General features: G+C 63.5%; 17 protein-coding genes. 2 read left to right on the top strand and 15 right to left on the bottom strand.

Annotated features, from left to right (window positions below; translation table 11 throughout):
- Nucleotides 1–128: 128 nt before the first annotated feature.
- The 3 genes from ACFVVX_RS02905 to ACFVVX_RS02915 form a co-directional block, all read right to left on the bottom strand.
- Nucleotides 129–947, bottom strand: coding sequence for a sigma-70 family RNA polymerase sigma factor (locus tag ACFVVX_RS02905; protein ID WP_387940703.1), 819 nt, complete (start codon nt 945–947; stop codon nt 129–131).
- Between the two features lie 246 nt (nt 948–1,193).
- The gene (locus tag ACFVVX_RS02910; RefSeq protein ID WP_387940705.1) at nt 1,194–3,050 is read right to left on the bottom strand and encodes a DNA polymerase; all 1,857 of its coding nucleotides are present in this window, start codon (nt 3,048–3,050) and stop codon (nt 1,194–1,196) included.
- 51 nt (nt 3,051–3,101) lie between these two features.
- Complete coding sequence (locus tag ACFVVX_RS02915; protein WP_387941293.1) at nt 3,102–5,102, bottom strand: phage/plasmid primase, P4 family; 2,001 nt, start codon at nt 5,100–5,102, stop codon at nt 3,102–3,104.
- Here ACFVVX_RS02915 and ACFVVX_RS02920 point away from each other — a divergent pair.
- Together ACFVVX_RS02920 and ACFVVX_RS02925 are read left to right on the top strand one after the other, a co-directional pair.
- Complete coding sequence (locus ACFVVX_RS02920) at nt 5,013–5,333, top strand: hypothetical protein (RefSeq protein ID WP_387941321.1); 321 nt, start codon at nt 5,013–5,015, stop codon at nt 5,331–5,333. The genes ACFVVX_RS02915 and ACFVVX_RS02920 overlap by 90 nt on opposite strands.
- A 335-nt stretch (nt 5,334–5,668) precedes the next feature.
- Nucleotides 5,669–6,025, top strand: a complete 357-nt coding sequence (locus ACFVVX_RS02925) for a hypothetical protein (RefSeq protein WP_387940707.1) — start codon at nt 5,669–5,671, stop codon at nt 6,023–6,025.
- A 409-nt stretch (nt 6,026–6,434) separates the two neighbouring features.
- On the opposite strand, the gene ACFVVX_RS02930 is transcribed toward ACFVVX_RS02925, so the two are convergent.
- The 12 genes from ACFVVX_RS02930 to ACFVVX_RS02985 form a co-directional block, all read right to left on the bottom strand.
- Nucleotides 6,435–6,617, bottom strand: a complete 183-nt coding sequence (locus tag ACFVVX_RS02930; protein ID WP_387940709.1) for a hypothetical protein — start codon at nt 6,615–6,617, stop codon at nt 6,435–6,437.
- Nucleotides 6,618–6,675: 58 nt separating this feature from the next.
- On the bottom strand, nt 6,676–7,323 hold the full coding sequence (locus ACFVVX_RS02935) for a DNA (cytosine-5-)-methyltransferase (protein ID WP_387941323.1): 648 nt from the start codon (nt 7,321–7,323) through the stop codon (nt 6,676–6,678).
- On the bottom strand, nt 7,232–7,777 hold the full coding sequence (locus tag ACFVVX_RS02940; protein WP_387940711.1) for a DNA cytosine methyltransferase: 546 nt from the start codon (nt 7,775–7,777) through the stop codon (nt 7,232–7,234). Before ACFVVX_RS02940 ends, ACFVVX_RS02935 begins: the two co-directional genes overlap by 92 nt.
- A 55-nt stretch (nt 7,778–7,832) precedes the next feature.
- The gene (locus tag ACFVVX_RS02945) at nt 7,833–8,534 is read right to left on the bottom strand and encodes a hypothetical protein (RefSeq protein ID WP_387940713.1); all 702 of its coding nucleotides are present in this window, start codon (nt 8,532–8,534) and stop codon (nt 7,833–7,835) included.
- Nucleotides 8,535–8,667: 133 nt separating this feature from the next.
- Nucleotides 8,668–9,507, bottom strand: a complete 840-nt coding sequence (locus ACFVVX_RS02950; protein WP_387940715.1) for a hypothetical protein — start codon at nt 9,505–9,507, stop codon at nt 8,668–8,670.
- A gap of 269 nt (nt 9,508–9,776) precedes the next feature.
- On the bottom strand, nt 9,777–10,211 hold the full coding sequence (locus ACFVVX_RS02955; protein ID WP_387940717.1) for a hypothetical protein: 435 nt from the start codon (nt 10,209–10,211) through the stop codon (nt 9,777–9,779).
- The gene (locus ACFVVX_RS02960) at nt 10,208–10,420 is read right to left on the bottom strand and encodes a hypothetical protein (protein ID WP_387940719.1); all 213 of its coding nucleotides are present in this window, start codon (nt 10,418–10,420) and stop codon (nt 10,208–10,210) included. The genes ACFVVX_RS02955 and ACFVVX_RS02960 overlap by 4 nt, the downstream gene beginning before the upstream one ends.
- A 99-nt stretch (nt 10,421–10,519) precedes the next feature.
- Nucleotides 10,520–11,593, bottom strand: a complete 1,074-nt coding sequence (locus ACFVVX_RS02965; protein ID WP_387940721.1) for a hypothetical protein — start codon at nt 11,591–11,593, stop codon at nt 10,520–10,522.
- A 199-nt stretch (nt 11,594–11,792) separates the two neighbouring features.
- A complete protein-coding gene (locus ACFVVX_RS02970; RefSeq protein ID WP_387940723.1) occupies nt 11,793–12,380 on the bottom strand; it encodes a hypothetical protein in 588 nt (195 codons plus the stop codon).
- Entirely contained in the window at nt 12,377–12,592 is a 216-nt protein-coding gene (locus tag ACFVVX_RS02975) for a hypothetical protein (RefSeq protein WP_387940725.1), read from the bottom strand. The genes ACFVVX_RS02970 and ACFVVX_RS02975 overlap by 4 nt, the downstream gene beginning before the upstream one ends.
- Before the next feature lie 97 nt (nt 12,593–12,689).
- Nucleotides 12,690–13,502, bottom strand: a complete 813-nt coding sequence (locus ACFVVX_RS02980) for a peptidoglycan-binding protein (RefSeq protein ID WP_387940726.1) — start codon at nt 13,500–13,502, stop codon at nt 12,690–12,692.
- 68 nt (nt 13,503–13,570) lie between these two features.
- The gene (locus ACFVVX_RS02985) at nt 13,571–14,578 is read right to left on the bottom strand and encodes a hypothetical protein (protein WP_387940728.1); all 1,008 of its coding nucleotides are present in this window, start codon (nt 14,576–14,578) and stop codon (nt 13,571–13,573) included.
- Nucleotides 14,579–14,591 lie beyond the last annotated feature (13 nt).

Raw genomic sequence — 14,591 nt, forward strand, 5'->3', positions numbered from 1 at the left:
GGCTTCGGCGTCGCGCTCGCTCATGTCCACGCTTGCCACGGTCCGGCCGTCCGGTGCGCGTAGGTGCATCTCCACGCGGCTTCCATAGCGGGTTACTTCGACCGTTCCCCCGTTGGCGGTCGTAAAGGTCACGCTGCCCACTCAAGGTCAATCCAGAGGGACGCGAACCGATCCTTGGCCTTGCTGCGGACAACAGAGACGCGCGGCCGACTAAGCCCCATGAAGGCGGCAAGCTCGTCGTCGTTCTCGGTGCCGAAGTACCCGATCGGGTCGATTCCGGTGAGCGCCATGAGGACTACCTTTTGATCGGTGCTCATCTTGCGCAGGGTGCGGTGAACCTTCTTGCCGGTCCGGTTACGCGCCACGGAAACGAAGTCGGCAGCCTCAAGAAGGTCTTCAGGAATTCCGGTCTCGCTCACGATGGTGTCGGCGAGCGTGGCGAAGTCTTCAGCGCTGTCGCTACCGGCCTTGAGGGGGGCGTCAAGGTACTCGACCCCTTGATAGGCCAGGCGGGCCGCGTAGGCCCCTTCAGGGCTCATCTTGCGGGCGCCCATGGCCTCAGCGGTGGTAGCCAGGAACTCCGCTTCGTACGGGTCCCCTCCGGCGATCGAGAGCGCCCGCTCATAGTCGGCTGCCGCCTGCCGGCTGACACCCTGGCGGGTCTCCTCCTTGCGCTCGTCGCTCATCGCACCCTTGAGCGTCCGATCGATGAACGTGAAGAACTCTGCCACCGTGGTCCCCCGGAACCGCGAGACCGCTTCCCAAACGGCAATGCGTCCCACCTGGGCAAGGTCTTCGACAAGCTCAGGATCGGTCCGCCCGCCGGTCGACGCGTACCGTCGGGCAAGCTGGGTGACCCGCTCTTCGGTGGCCTGAATCACCGCTGTGACGGCGCCCAGGTCGTTGGCCTTCGCGTCGGCAATCTGCTGCTCAGTAAGGTCGATCACGGTATCCCCCAGGTGGTGTGTTCGCTTTGTTGCCATCCCTTGAGCGCAAGGACTTCCCGGGGCGCCGCCGGTTGCCGTTGCTGATACGAACCTATGAGCGGCAGACCAGCCCGATTCAGTGGTTCGGATACGCCCGATCCCCTGGGCTGGGGCTTTTCATCTCACCTATACCGACCCGATATCCGGCAGGGGGTGAGGTCTCATGCCTGAGGAGGAGAGACCTCACCCGCCGTTACCATCCTGTGATCAGTAATCAGCCCCGTACAGGGAGCCCCAGGACCGACCCCCTATTTCCGCCTTCGCCACAATGGGGACTCCGTAGAGATCCATGGTCATGCACCGCTCGTATTCCCGGGCGTACTCCTCGGCTTCCTTGGCCGGAACCGAGGCAAGAAGCTCGTCATGAATAGGCAAGCGCGCCGTATCCAGAAGCCCGGCCTCTTCCATGTTCAGCATTGCCTGCCCAAGGAGATCCCTTGCCGCGCTCTGACAGGCGTAGTTGACGACGCTGTACATCCGATCGCGATCGAGTGGAAGCCGCCGGCCAACGGCTGAAATGAGAACGAAGCCATTTCCGCGCGCCTCTCGCTGCCAACGAGCACTCGCCCTTTTGATCTCCGGGTACAAGCGGTCATAGGCAGCGACCGCGCGCCGAATATCCTCTTCGTCCGCTCCGGTCTGCCTGGCAATGGTGGAAACTCCACCGCCGTAAATCTTTCCGAAACCGGCGCCCTTGAAAAGTTTGCGGTCCCGCTTGGTCGCATTTTCGCCCTTGATCAGTTGAGCAGTGAAGGCATGAATGTCGAACTCATCGCCACCCGACGTGAACCCCTCCCGCATTTGCCGGACGTTCGCCAGCGCGGCGAGCACACGCATTTCCACCGCTTCAAAGTCGGTGGAGAGAATGACGTGCCCCTCATCGGCAAGAAGGCAGCGGCGGATCATCTGGTCACTTGCGGGAAGCGTCTGTAGGGCAGGCCGGGAGACACTCATCCTTCCTGTGCGCGCGGCCAGTGTGGATATCCAGGGGTGGCACCTGCCGTCAGAGTCAACGGTCTCCAAGAAGGTCTGTGCGTAGGTGCTGCGCCACTTCCCCGAACGCTTCGCGTGAAGCACCGCTTCGGCAAGCGGATTCGGCGAACGAGCGCCCAGGCGCTCCCACTGAAGGTCTCGATCGGCGAGAGCGAGAAGAACGTTCTTGTCCACCTTGACGGCGCCGGATGCTGTCCGCTCCGTCAGGGACTCCCCCATCCCCTCAAGGGCTTCGGCAATCTGCCGATTGGAGTTGACGGACTCAACCCCGTACCGCGCGGCCCGTTCGGCATGCTCGGCCGCTTCGCGAGCAAGGACGTCATCCAGTTCCCGTGTGAACAGTTCATCCAGGACGAGCCCACGACGTTGCATGATCGTGCACAGTCGCGCTAGCTCATGCTCGTACCGAGTGAGCGCGTCCCGCACCCCGAAATGCGCCAACTGATTCGTCAGAATCGGATCAAGGCGCGCGGTGTAGATGACGTCAAGACCGGCGTAAAGGTTGTAGATCGGGTGCCTCAGGTCGATCTCAGCGAACCCGTTCGATTTCGTGAGTCCCAGCGACCGGAAGACACTTGTGAGGTCTCCTTGAGTGTCCGGCGCGGACGGGTCGACGTAGTAGCCGGCTAGGGGCTTGAGGGCACTTCCTAGGCCACCTTCCTGGGGCTGCCTCGGATCGAGAAGCACCGCCTTGATGCGCGTATCCGTGGTACGCGGTGCGAGCGATTCGACCGACACCCCAGCGTGCCGATCAAGAACGAGCCAATCGAACGGCGCATTGTGTATCAGGAAGCGCCGGACGTTCTCCAGCGCCAACCGGGCAACGGACCGGAAGAGGCCCCCGCGCTCCCAGTGGATCACCCACGCGTCGGCGCTGTCGCCGAACTGTACGGTGCGAAGACGGTAGCGATCGGCAAAAACGTCCAGTCCGCTGGTTTCCGTATCCAGCGCAACCGGCCCGCGACGGGAGGCCGATCGGACCCACTCCGTGAACTCCCCTAGGTCGTCTGCATTCTCTGGTACGTGAACCGTGACGGTCTCACCCGTCACTTCATGGCGGTAGGTCTGCATACCGCCCCAAGGGGGCACCTACTACCGGCAGTAGGTGCCCCTCGGTATTGCCTAGCTGTTGAAGATTCCAGGCGCCCCCTTGTCGCCTTCTGGCAGTCGCAGACCTGACAGCGCGATTCCCTGTCGGGTCTTCCGCCGCGTCACTCCCCGCTCTTCCATGGCGTCATAAAAGGTGCGTCGCGTCCACCGTTCGCGCGGGGGAAGGTTTTCCTGTTCCGCCCAATCCAAGTAGGCATTGAAGGCTTCGTTCCCATTCATGACGTCGTCATCCGATCCGGGTTCAAGAACACCCGGATAGAAGCCGGCCAGCGCGTCTGACGTCTGCCGATATTCATTACTGGCCTTCAGGACAACGCCGGGATCACCCAGTCCATCCCGGTACCACTCGACAGCACCGCGCACCGCCCATGCGGCGATCCCTTCCGACTCCGCAATGAGCTTGCGATCAAGGTTGTAATCCCGTTCCTCGGGGGCGAACCAGCGCCGGAAGGGAATGAGTTTGACCCTTCGCCACAGGCCCTCATCCTGGCCACGGAACCGGGGCTTGTGATTGGTCGCGAGGATCAGCAGGAAGGACGGGCGAAAGGTAAAGAATTCCTGCCTGAGGAATCGCGCGCTGATCTCATCCTTGCCGGTGGTCCGCTTGAGAACGGCCTCACTCATAGGCCGCCCGTTCTCCCCCTCGCTTGCCATGACGAGACGCGCACCTCTCAGTGCGGCAACGTCATTCGGGATTCCCCCGGATGACTTCTCCTCAAATGTTGAGAAGGGCGTGGTCTTGCTGATCTGATGGAATACCCGAGTCAGCGTGTCTGTGAGAACGCTCTTTCCATTCGCCCCCTTACCCCATGCCACCACGAAGCACTGTTCGTCGACCGACCCTGAAATGCCATAGCCGACAAGGCGCTGAACGTACGCGGGAAGGTCCGGGTTACCCGGGAAGATCTCTCGAAGGAATGCCTCCCACCGGGGGCACTCCGCATCCGGCCGGTAGTCGAGGTCGAGACAGTACGTCAGCATGTCCCCGGGACTGTGCGGGCGGAGTTCGCCGGTCGGCAGGTGCACTGTCCCGTTCTTGAAGCTGAGGAGTTCCGGGCGTGCGTCGAAGGCGGCAGCGTCCACGTGAACTGTCGGCACGCTTCGAAGCTCCGTCAGCAGCGCGTCAATGCGGGTCGTCATGGTGAAGCCGCGCGCCTTCTGAACTTCGCCGGCCAGGACGAGCGCGGCGCCCATGCGGTGAATCTCCTGACGCACCTTGACGGTTGAGCGCTCCCAAACCTTGCCCGACCACACGTAGTAGCCCAGGCCCGGGGCGAACCGGATTCGGCCGTTGGTCCACGCCGTCAATGCGTGCGCGTTCATGGCGTCGCTCTCGCCATAGCGGTTGATGAGCCCCGCCAGGATGCGGGCCGCTTCGGAGCCCTGGTCTCCGGTAACGACGTCGGCCCCGGTTCGGTCGGTCAGTTCCACCGCGACGGCGTGAGCCTGAACTTCGGCACTGCCGCGAACGGGCCGTGCCTCCTTGACCGCACGGTGGAGCGCGAGAGGAAAGCCAGCGGGGCCGCTCTCGCGCCAATCCGTAAGATCCTCAACGGTGTTGGGCAGATCAAGGGCGTACACCTCGATACCATGGGCGGCAAGCCCTTCGGCGAGACGCTGTGAGAATCCCTTCCCGGCCTTGTCGTTGTCTCCGGCCACCAGGACGTGACTGCCCTTGAGACCTTCGGCCAACTCTTCCCACAGCTCCGGACTTCCGGCGAGTGAGGCGCCCCGTACGGCTACGGCGTCATAGCCCACAGAAACGGCTGTGAGGGCATCCCCAGGGCCTTCCGTGATGATGGTGGTCCCGTAGCCCCCCTGTCCCTTGAAGACCCCGTAGAGCCCCCACCGGGAGCCCTTTGGGTTCTGCAACGAGAGCCACCGGCCGGGGCACTGCCCGCTGAGGTCTCGCCCCTGTAGACCGTGCGCCACTCCCCGGAAGTTCCGGAGTGGAACAGTAAGACGCGGGTAGGCGAGGAAGGCGCGAGACCGCCACGGAAGACCGGGGATCATCTCTCCGTCGTCCACGCCGATGTCAAGGTCTCGACAGGCATCGAGGTCAAGCCCAAAGCGGTCCCAGGCATACTGTGCTGCCTTCACAGCCCACTCGTCATCCTGCTTGCCGATGATGGTGATTGTGTGGTCAACGTAGCTAGCAAGGGAGGCAGTTGGGCCAGGGCCGACGAGCGACGGGCGTTCAGCCGGCACCGTGACGGCGTCGCCCTGGACGTCGAAGAGGTCTGACCATTCCAGCCGCGCGGCTATCCGTACCGTGTCGGCAGGGCATCCGGCGCGGCAGGCTAGCCGGACCTTACGATCCTCCCCCACCCAGACCCGAAGTGACGGGCGGGAATCGGTGTGCCCCGGGCACCGAGCAAGGTACCCGTCGGGCACCTCTGTCACATCTTCGAATCGGGCAAGTAGTGCAGTCAGTTGCATGTGAGGTTCCCCCTTCTCACATGCCCTTGAGCGCAAGGACTTCTCACCGAGCGTGACAGCAGGGCCTTCCCGCGGGGCCCCCTATGTCCGTTTCTGTCCTCCTTTGAGGCCGGGAGCTCCGCCGCCGGCTATTACCGTGAGTGCCTGGCAGCCCGTACATTGGCAAGCAGGATCGCGAAGCGCTCAAGGTCCGTGGTCGCGTACCACCGCCCGGTGTCGATCCCCCGCAGCGAGAACGTGAAGCCGTAAAGATGGGCGAAGGAACGGGAGTTGAGCCCCAGGGCGAGACGCACGCGCGTCCACGTCCGGATGGTGAAGTGGACCTTGCCAACACGAACGTTCGCCCGACGGAGCTTCACCACGGCGACGCCATAAGGGAATCCGGCATGTACGGCTTCAACTTCGGCTTGCCGAAGGAAGGTTGGAACGCTTGGCTTCGCAACGTCCTTGCACTCCAACACGAATGGAACCGCGTGAACATCTCCGACGTCGTGTGAGCCCTCTTGCGCTGCGCGGCGCACGTTCAACCCGTTGAAGGGGTCGACGAACTTTCCGCCGTCCCCGGTTAGACCCAGGGACCAATTCAAATAGTCCCTGACGCGGGACTCCCAGGCTGTTCCCTTTTGCTTGTTGGGGTTAGCCACGGTCCCACCGGGCGTCAGCCCCTCGACCTACGGCCGTCCCGATCGCTTCGACATACCGCGCCCAGTCCTGCCGCTCGTCCGCTCCCCGGAGGATCACCACTACGTCCCCAACTCCCATGGCGCGCAGGTTTCCCAGCGGCACCGCACGGTTCTTTCCGACTGCCGTTCTCATCTGCCCCCCTTGGCACCTACTTCCGGAAGTAGGTGGTACGACAAAGGGCCGGACCGCCCCACAGTTGGAGTGATCCGGCCCCGTCCTCTGTCAGTCCTGCCGTGCGACGCCGGACAGAACGAGCCGCACGTGTTCGGCGGCAATCCACGTCTTCCGCAGGCTCCGGCGCTTCACGAAACCGCTTTCGATGCCGGTCGGCTGAACCTTCAGCATTGGCCGAAGTCGGCCGTCGACCATGCGCGCCGTAACCTTCCGCACGATGGCATCCGCCATACGGACCCGGTTCCCCTGTCGGGCCGCGTACGCGACCAGATCACCCGGGTACAGTTCCTCACCCGCGTAGTCGGTTACGGTCCCCCGCTTCCCCATCTTCGTCCCCTGTTTCCTTGTGGTTGAGCAAATGCAGATAGGCAGTGAATGCCTGTTGGGACATGGCGCCATTGCCGATGGCTCGAAGCTGCCGCGCCCGGTTGAGTCCGGGAATAAAGGTCACCCATCCTCGGGGCAAGCCCATGAGCCATTCCGCAAAGACTGCCGCTAGCCGGCGCCCCCCGCGCGGGCCGAACTCCACTGGGATCGGGGCGGGGCTCCCAAGAAGGATTTCCCAGCGATGGACCGCCGGACCGTAGTCCGCCCACCAGTCGCGCGGCGAATGGAAAACACCGGGCAAGACCTCTTCGGCTTCGTCCGGGTCGACGGGCAGCAGGAAGGAGACTTCGTCGTCAAGGTTCGGCCCATGCCCCCCGGCCTTCCGCTTGTCCGGGTGCTGCGGTGCGCCATTGCTGGACAAGTTGGCGGTCGGAGTCTTGAAGAGCTTGTGGGCACGGTCCTTGTCGAACAGCCGGGCCACCGTGGTTGTCAGGTCGTCCCCGCCGGCTCCCGGCCTGTCAGCCTTCGCGAAGTCCGGCCCCCGTGTACCGTCCGATGCTGTCGGGGTCGGTAGCAGGGGAAGCGATGCAGAACCACCGGTCCCGGACATGGGCGGCTCCAGCGCCGGACGCGCGGAAGCAACACCACCTTGCGTCATACCCGATCGAGGCCAATCCCCCGAGTACATCCGGGAGCCCCCGTCGTCGGATAGCGGCAACGTTCTCCAAGAAGACGAGATTCGGTCGAAGAACGCGAACGGCTTCAAGGACGTTCGCCCAGATGCCCGACCTTTCACCATGCAACCCCGCCCGCTTCCCCGCATTCGAAATGTCCTGGCAGGGAAAACCTGCCGTGATGATGTCCACCTGTCCCGCAATTGCGGACCAATCAATCCGTGTGATGTCACCCAGGTTGGGCGCACGTGGATACCGGATTGCCAAGATGAGAGCGGCATGCGGATCACTCTCCGCCACGTACCGCACCCGGTCACCGGTCAGCGCTTCCACCGCACGGCCAAGCCCCCCATAGCCGGCGCACAGCTCTAGAATCGGAATGCGTCTCACCCCCCAGAGAGACGCGACAAGGGGCCCCGGGGGTTAGCCCAGAGCCCCGTACCGCTTAGTACTTCGGATCGGAAACCGCATCGTTCCAGCTCTTGAGAACCTTAACGACCGGCTTGTAATAGCTGACGTCTCGCCCCTTCTTGGTGGTGTACTCCACAAGCTCAAGCGTCAGTTCGGCGAGCGCCGGACCGCCAACACGGGCAAGCGCGTTGTCGTACTCGTGAAGCACCTCAGCCATCTTCCAACTCCCGCTCTGGAAGCGGAACTTGCCAAGGTCGAGATCATCGGCCACCCGAAACTCCACGGAGATCGAAGGGGACGGCCCCATCTTCCGCTTGGCTGCCGCCTTACGCTCTTCCATGAGCTTCGGGCAGAGGCACGGACGGCCCTTGAGGTCATCCGGAGACAGGTACTCAACCCCGTCGCAGTGATGAACAAGGTTGCCGCTGTTCCACAGCTTCATGTCAGAAGTGATGGACTCCGGGCCGTCCAGAACAACCAGGATCTTCGCCTTATCGGTCTGAACCTCGATGTTGTTCTCAGCGGTGCTCTCGTCGTCCGTAACCGGAGAACCGCCGAAAAGCTGGGCAACCGCCTGGGCCACCGTCGGGTCACCCGTGGTGATCCGCCAGTGTGCCAGCGCAACGGGAATGCCGTCTTCCTGGCGCCCACTGTGGAAGCGCCCAACGGTGTCGTCGGCGAACTGGGAGACCTTCGGAAGAGCATCCGGGTCGGTCTCGAAAATGCGAAGCGCCATGCGCGAACTCCCCCTGTGTGACTACTGCTTGAAGGAAGAGGCGAGCAAGGACCCCCGCACCTACTACCGGTAGTAGGTGACTTCTTCGCTTGCTCGCCCCTTCTGACCCACCTAGAGCGCAGAGACTTCCGGGCTAGCCGGCACGCCGCTGAGTACCCGTGACCAGAGCCGCAGTGCTTGCGGCAAGAGCCTTGCCGATCACGGTCTTCGAGGTCTCGCGGTCCCACACGAAAACCTTCCGCAGCACAAGGAACAGATCGAAAACGTCGGCATCGATCCGTACCGGCTTGAGCGCCCATCCCTCCGGCGTGATGTGGAGAACAGCGGCACCGTCGAAGTCCGGCATGCTCTCGCGCGACCCGTCCGGCGAGATGATCAGGTCCGCGTTCGCGTAGGCAGCCATCTGCAACGCCACTTCCGGATAGGTGGCAGCCGACGTCTTCCAGTCGACCATCAGAAGGACGGGCGTTCCGCTTCGGTCCGGGGTCGGCCGGCGCTCGTCGTCCAGCCAGATACGAAGGATCGCATCGAAGCTTCCGGCGTACCCGTAACGGTCCGACCATGCACAGTCTTCGGCCCTGACAAGCTCCGGGTTCACCTTCGCGAGGAAGTCAGCGAAGAGCACGCGATAGGGCTCAAGGTCAGGGTGCACCCTGCCGACGAATTCCCCTCGAATCATGCGCTCGAAGAGGTCATGTGCCTTGCTGCCGATGTCGGCGCGAATCTTGGTATACCGCCGGCTAGCCCCCTTCAGGTAGTCCACCGCCCCCTGTCGGTCGCGCTCTGCCATCTGCGCCACAAAGGGCAGGGAGTCCACCGCAAGCTCAGCGGTCAGCTTCGCAGCCCAATACATCAGGAAGGGCTTCGGAAGCATGCTGATGATCGAGGTGACTCCGGGAAGCTTGATCTCCGGCCGGTCCGGATCGAGGTAGAAGCGGCTACCGCCGCGCTGGATGGTCCGTACTGCGCCCATGTGCGCCCCCTCCGGGCTCGTGTGTCGCTGTCACACGATGGGAGAGCGCAGAGGCTCCCAGCGCCCGGCGCGGTGATGTGGCGGTTGAGGGGTCTTTCTGGGAAGCCTTAGAGATTTCTTAGGGGAGTCGGAAGAGGGCATCGAACCACCTCTTCGTCACGCGGGTTACGCCGAGCCCGCTGAGGGGCCGCAAGGGCCCTTGAAGACGCGAAGAACCCCCGCCCGACCACTGGGGCCAGACGGGGGCTGAGGGGAAGCCAGAGGGGTGCTCAGGGACCTTCTTCGTCGCTCAGGAGGAACAGGCAGTCCGGGCACGTCACCGGACCGTCTGCGATGTCCACCGCAAGCCCGCGCGGGCACACGGTGCGCATGTCGCCTTTCAGCGCGTGCGTGTAGCTGTCGCCGTTTACGGTGCCGCAGGCAATAACCTTCTCCCCGCCGTCTCCCTCGATGCCTTCGGGACTGTCCGGCACCTCGGCGGCATCAGCCTTCAGCGAGTCTCCGATGGTCGTCTGCCATGTCAGACGCAGACCGCCGGACTTTTCCACCACCCAGTCCCGTACCTCATCGAAAGTTTCGAACTTGCGAAGGGTCATCCAAACCGAGTACCACGCCATGTTCTGGTGGAGATCCAATCCGCCATAGCGCAGACCTTCGACAGCCTCTCGGATCGGGTCTCCCTCATTGCGCGCTTCCCCACTCACGCCCCGCCCCCTTCGGTCACCTGATACTCGAACCTCTTGTGCTGCACAGCCTCACCCCTGACAAGCTGTTCCAGCGTTTCGGCTTCGTCGCCGCCGTAGCCGTCGGCCTTCATGAGCATGAGCAGATGAGCTGCCGCCGACTCAGCAGTCTCGCAAGCGACTCCACCAACGAAGTCCCTGCCGATCCTGCGCGCGTTCGCCTTGAACACGCCTCCTCCTTCACCCACCTACTACCGGTAGTAGGTGACCTAGGCGAAAGCCCCGCCCCTCCTGGGTTCAGGAAGGACGGGGCTCATGCTTGAGTATGCCTACTGGTTGAGCATTGCCGCGAGCGTCGCGCTCTTGCTGACGAGCTTGTCAAGCTCTGCCTTCGCTGCCGCCTTCTCCTCGGCGGTCAGCTTGTCCTTCTTCTTTTCGACGTTGGCGAGGAAGCCGCCAGCCTTCGAGATGTAGTTCAGCACCTTGTGAAGTGCGGCAGACTCGGCGGTCTCTCCCTCGGTCTCTTCCTCAGTCTCGCCGTCTTCGTCTTCTTCGTCGTCACCCTCGGATTCGGCGGCAAGCTCCGCGAGCGCCTTTTTGGCAGCGCGGTCCAGTGCCTTCTGTTCGTTGCTCGTCACGTTTTCGATGCCGTAGAAGGAGAACACTGCCTCAGAGGGGGAAGCCTCCGGGTTCGCCTCAATGGCGCGCTCCCAAAGCTTCGCCTCCTCGGGATCGTTGTCGAGGTCGCGAACGTACTCGACAAGCGCAGTCTTGTTCTGGTTCTGGACTGACTTGAGCAGACGGCCCAGCGCCTTACGGCTCTCCTCGTTGTCGTCGCCCTGGAAGGCTTCCCCGGCCTTGGCGGCAACATCCTGGGTGCGCTGCTTGTTGGCGTTGGTCTTCTTGTGGAAGTCCGGGTTGCCGTTCTTGTCCTTGACGCGAACGGCGGCGCGGATGGACGCCCGTGCAATGTCCTTGGCGATGTCGGAGAACTTGAGTTCGTGCTCAACACCCGCCCGGATCCGCTGGGCTTCGTCCTCGACCATCTCCGTCATGCCTTCGATCGTGGTGTAGTCCACGGTCTCCTGAGACACGACCGAAGCGGCGGCTTGACGGGCGACAGCCTTCCGGTCCTTCTCGGCCTTCTCAATGGCGCGGTCGAAGTCGTTGCGAAGCTTCGCCTTTACGCCAGCAGCACCGGAGCCCCGGATCTCACCAATCAGGGTCTTGGCCTCCCCCCGAAGGTTCTCAAGCTTCTCGGCGTCGTCCTCAGCAACGACCGAGGGAACGCGCTCAATCAGGTCGCGGATTTCCGCTTCCTTCTTCTCGCGGGCAGTGAGCTTCACCGGGTTCGCCGGGGTCTCCGGGGTCTCGGTCTCCGAAGTCTCGGTGTCAGTGGTCACGATGCGTCCCTTCTCGGGCCCCGCCCTGTGCGGTGCTTGCAGGGATGACAGTAGCGAAGCTGACGGACCGTCGCAAGCGAAACGGCAGGATTCACCCGGGGGAGGCACCTACTATCGGTAGTAGGTGCCCCAGACGCACGAAAGCCCCCCGCCGAAGCGGGGGGCCTGCCCAACTCCCTTGTCGGGAAGGTGGGTTGAATCATGCGAGTGTTCGAAGCAGGTCTAGCGCCTGAGTCTCCAGTGAGACCAGATTGCCCGAATTGAGCACGGTGGCGTCCACCCCAAATCGGTCTAGTTCCGTCTCGCTGACGTGATCACGGATGCTGGTCTCGGCGGAAGGCCGGCTATTGGGGCGGACTACCCGGACAAGCTTGAAGCCTCGGGCCCTGAGGGCTTCGGCTTCATTGGCGTAACGGCAGTCCGTGACTACCACGGGCAGGCTCCACGCTTCCGCTGTGTCGATCCGGTCCATGGCAAGGTTCGCCCAGAAGTCCGGATCGACGTTGCGAACCGCCTGCCCCGTTCGCTGAAGCACCCGGCGCACCTCGGGGACAGTAGTCTTGGCCTTCTCCCATCCATGCCGCTTCACGACCTCAGACAGGCGTGTCGACAGGTAGCCGAAATGACCGGCCTCAACTCCCACGATGGGATCAGCAGCAAGAGCCACCGCCTTGAGGGGGTCGGCGAAGGCAACGCGGGCGTACGCGTGTCGCGAGATCAGGTGACCAGCGATCGTGTCCTTGCCTGCCCTGGCCTTGCCGATGAGAGCGATGTTGGGGAAGGTCACTCGGCAACCTCGAAGGGGCCAACGGTCTTGGCCGGCTCAGCAACCGGGGTCGGACCGGCCACCCGGTGCACCGCCTCACCCAGACCCAGAGCAGCAGCGACCACGCCCAGGACGAGCGCAGACGGCAGCTCCGGAACGAAGTGCGCCACCAGGGCGAGAACGGCAACGGCGAGCGCGTAGAGACGCGCGGCATGGGTACGGACGAAAAGCATGTGATTCCCCTTCTGGGATGGGTAGTTGGCTACTGCCACGGGAGGCCGTAGGCCGTACTGGAACGGCCACGGTTGGCCGGTGGGCTGTTCGGGTTGGTCAGTCGTTGGGAACACGGAGCTTCGCCCAGGAAGTTGCGCCGGGCCAACCGTCCGCATCGCTGCCGGAGTAGCCAAGCTTGCGCTGCCACTTGGCGTACGACTGTCGATCAGCGTCCGTCCACTGAGGACCCGGACCGGACGAGTAGGCGGAACATCCCTCAGCGACGAGCCGCTTGCCCATGGCAGTGATGACGGGGCTTCGCGGGTTGCTCTTGAAGAAGTCGGCACCGGGGAACGGGGCGAGAGTGCCCCCGCCCGAACCACCGGACGACCCGCCGGAGTTGCCGTTGGCAGCAGCCACAATGCCAGGGAAGATCCGGTCATAGAACTGGGCGGTACGTGCGGTACCCGGGCAGGCAGTGCCACCGTCGGACCACTGAGGAAACATCTTGTGGAGACCGAAGCCGGGGTCATCCCAGCTTCGGCAGATACGAAGGGGCACACCGTGCGTACGCCACATCCACACGCCGATTCCGATGAGTGCGTTGATCTGTGCGTCCGTCCACGGGTCGCTGTGGTTCAGGTTGCTAGCGGACTCGACACTGACAGCCCCACTTCCGTCGCTTCGCCGGTTGGCATGCATGTTCGCGTCGGCACGGGTCTGGGTTCCGATGTACTGGGCAACGTCACCATCGAAGCCCACGAAGAAATGACTCTCCAGATTGGTGGAGTCTCGCCAATACTCATAGGTGCGCTGACCGGTCCACGGTGCAGCCAGGCTGTGAAGAATGAGCTGAGTCGGTCGGATAGCCGGCTGAGCGTCGGACTCCGGCTGAACCTCAAGCTTTCGAGCGTTCGGGTACCACGCCATAGTTCCCCCTTGTGAGCATGAAGAAGCCCCGCAGGAAGTCCCAGCGGGGCCGCTTGATCGATGGTTGGCTAGCGGTGTTCCAGGGCCGTGACACGCGTCTCTAGACTCTGAATTCGGTTCAGTGCGTCGGTGACGAAGCCGTTCAGCGTGGTGACGATTCCCTCAACGCTGCTCATGCGCCCGGCTAGCGCGTCGTAATCAGCCTTCGTGCCGAACGCCCCGGGACCCGTGTCCCCCTTCGGACCCGCCGGACCCTTGAGGTTCCCCACCGTTGCCCATGAAATGGAGCCCCGCTGAGTCACGTCACCCGTGGTGGGGTTCAAATTGAGATCACCGGTCTTCGCGGCTGCCGGATTGGTGGCACCGACGTACCAGACATTGCCGCGAATCTGGGCACCCTGCTGCACCCAGACGCCCGCCACCTTCAGCCACACAGACATGTAAGTGACGGATACCAGACTGGCAAGCGTCTGGCTCTCACTGCGGACATAGAAATCTCCGTCGGCCCCCAGGGTGTTGGCCGGCACGTCGGTTCCGTAGAAGTACTTGCCGCCGGTCGCTCCGGCCGGACCCATCGGACCCGGGTCACCCTTGACACCCTGAGGCCCCGGAACCACAGAGTCCGCGCCCCTGTCGCCCTTCGCCCCGGGCGGACCAGGGGGACCCGTATCACCCTTCGGTCCGGCAGGTCCGATCACACCCACATAGTTGGGGGCGCCAGGGTCGGCAGGCGCAACGTCGGCAAGGTCGACGTCCGGCACGGCCTTCGGTGCAAGCATGACGTAGGTCCGCGTGCCGACTACGCCAGCAAGGTTCTCCTTCACCAGATACGCCCACCCGAAGGGGTTCATACCCGGGGCGTCCGTTGCCGGAATCCTGACGGAGACTCGCCCCGACTCGTCCAGCTGGGCAGACACCGGACCGGCAACGAAGACGTCACTCTCCGGAAAGGTCAGCAGCGAAGGCGCACTGAAGGTCACACTCCCCGTAAGGGGTCGACCGTCCGGCCCCAGGTACCGGCCGTGTACGTGGACGGTTGGAATGTTTGCCGGAAGCCCCGGCGGTGGTGTGGTCATGCATCCCCCCTTG

The organism is Kitasatospora sp. NPDC058170 (genome assembly GCF_042883905.1).
Classification (GTDB): Bacteria; Actinomycetota; Actinomycetes; order Streptomycetales; family Streptomycetaceae; genus Kitasatospora.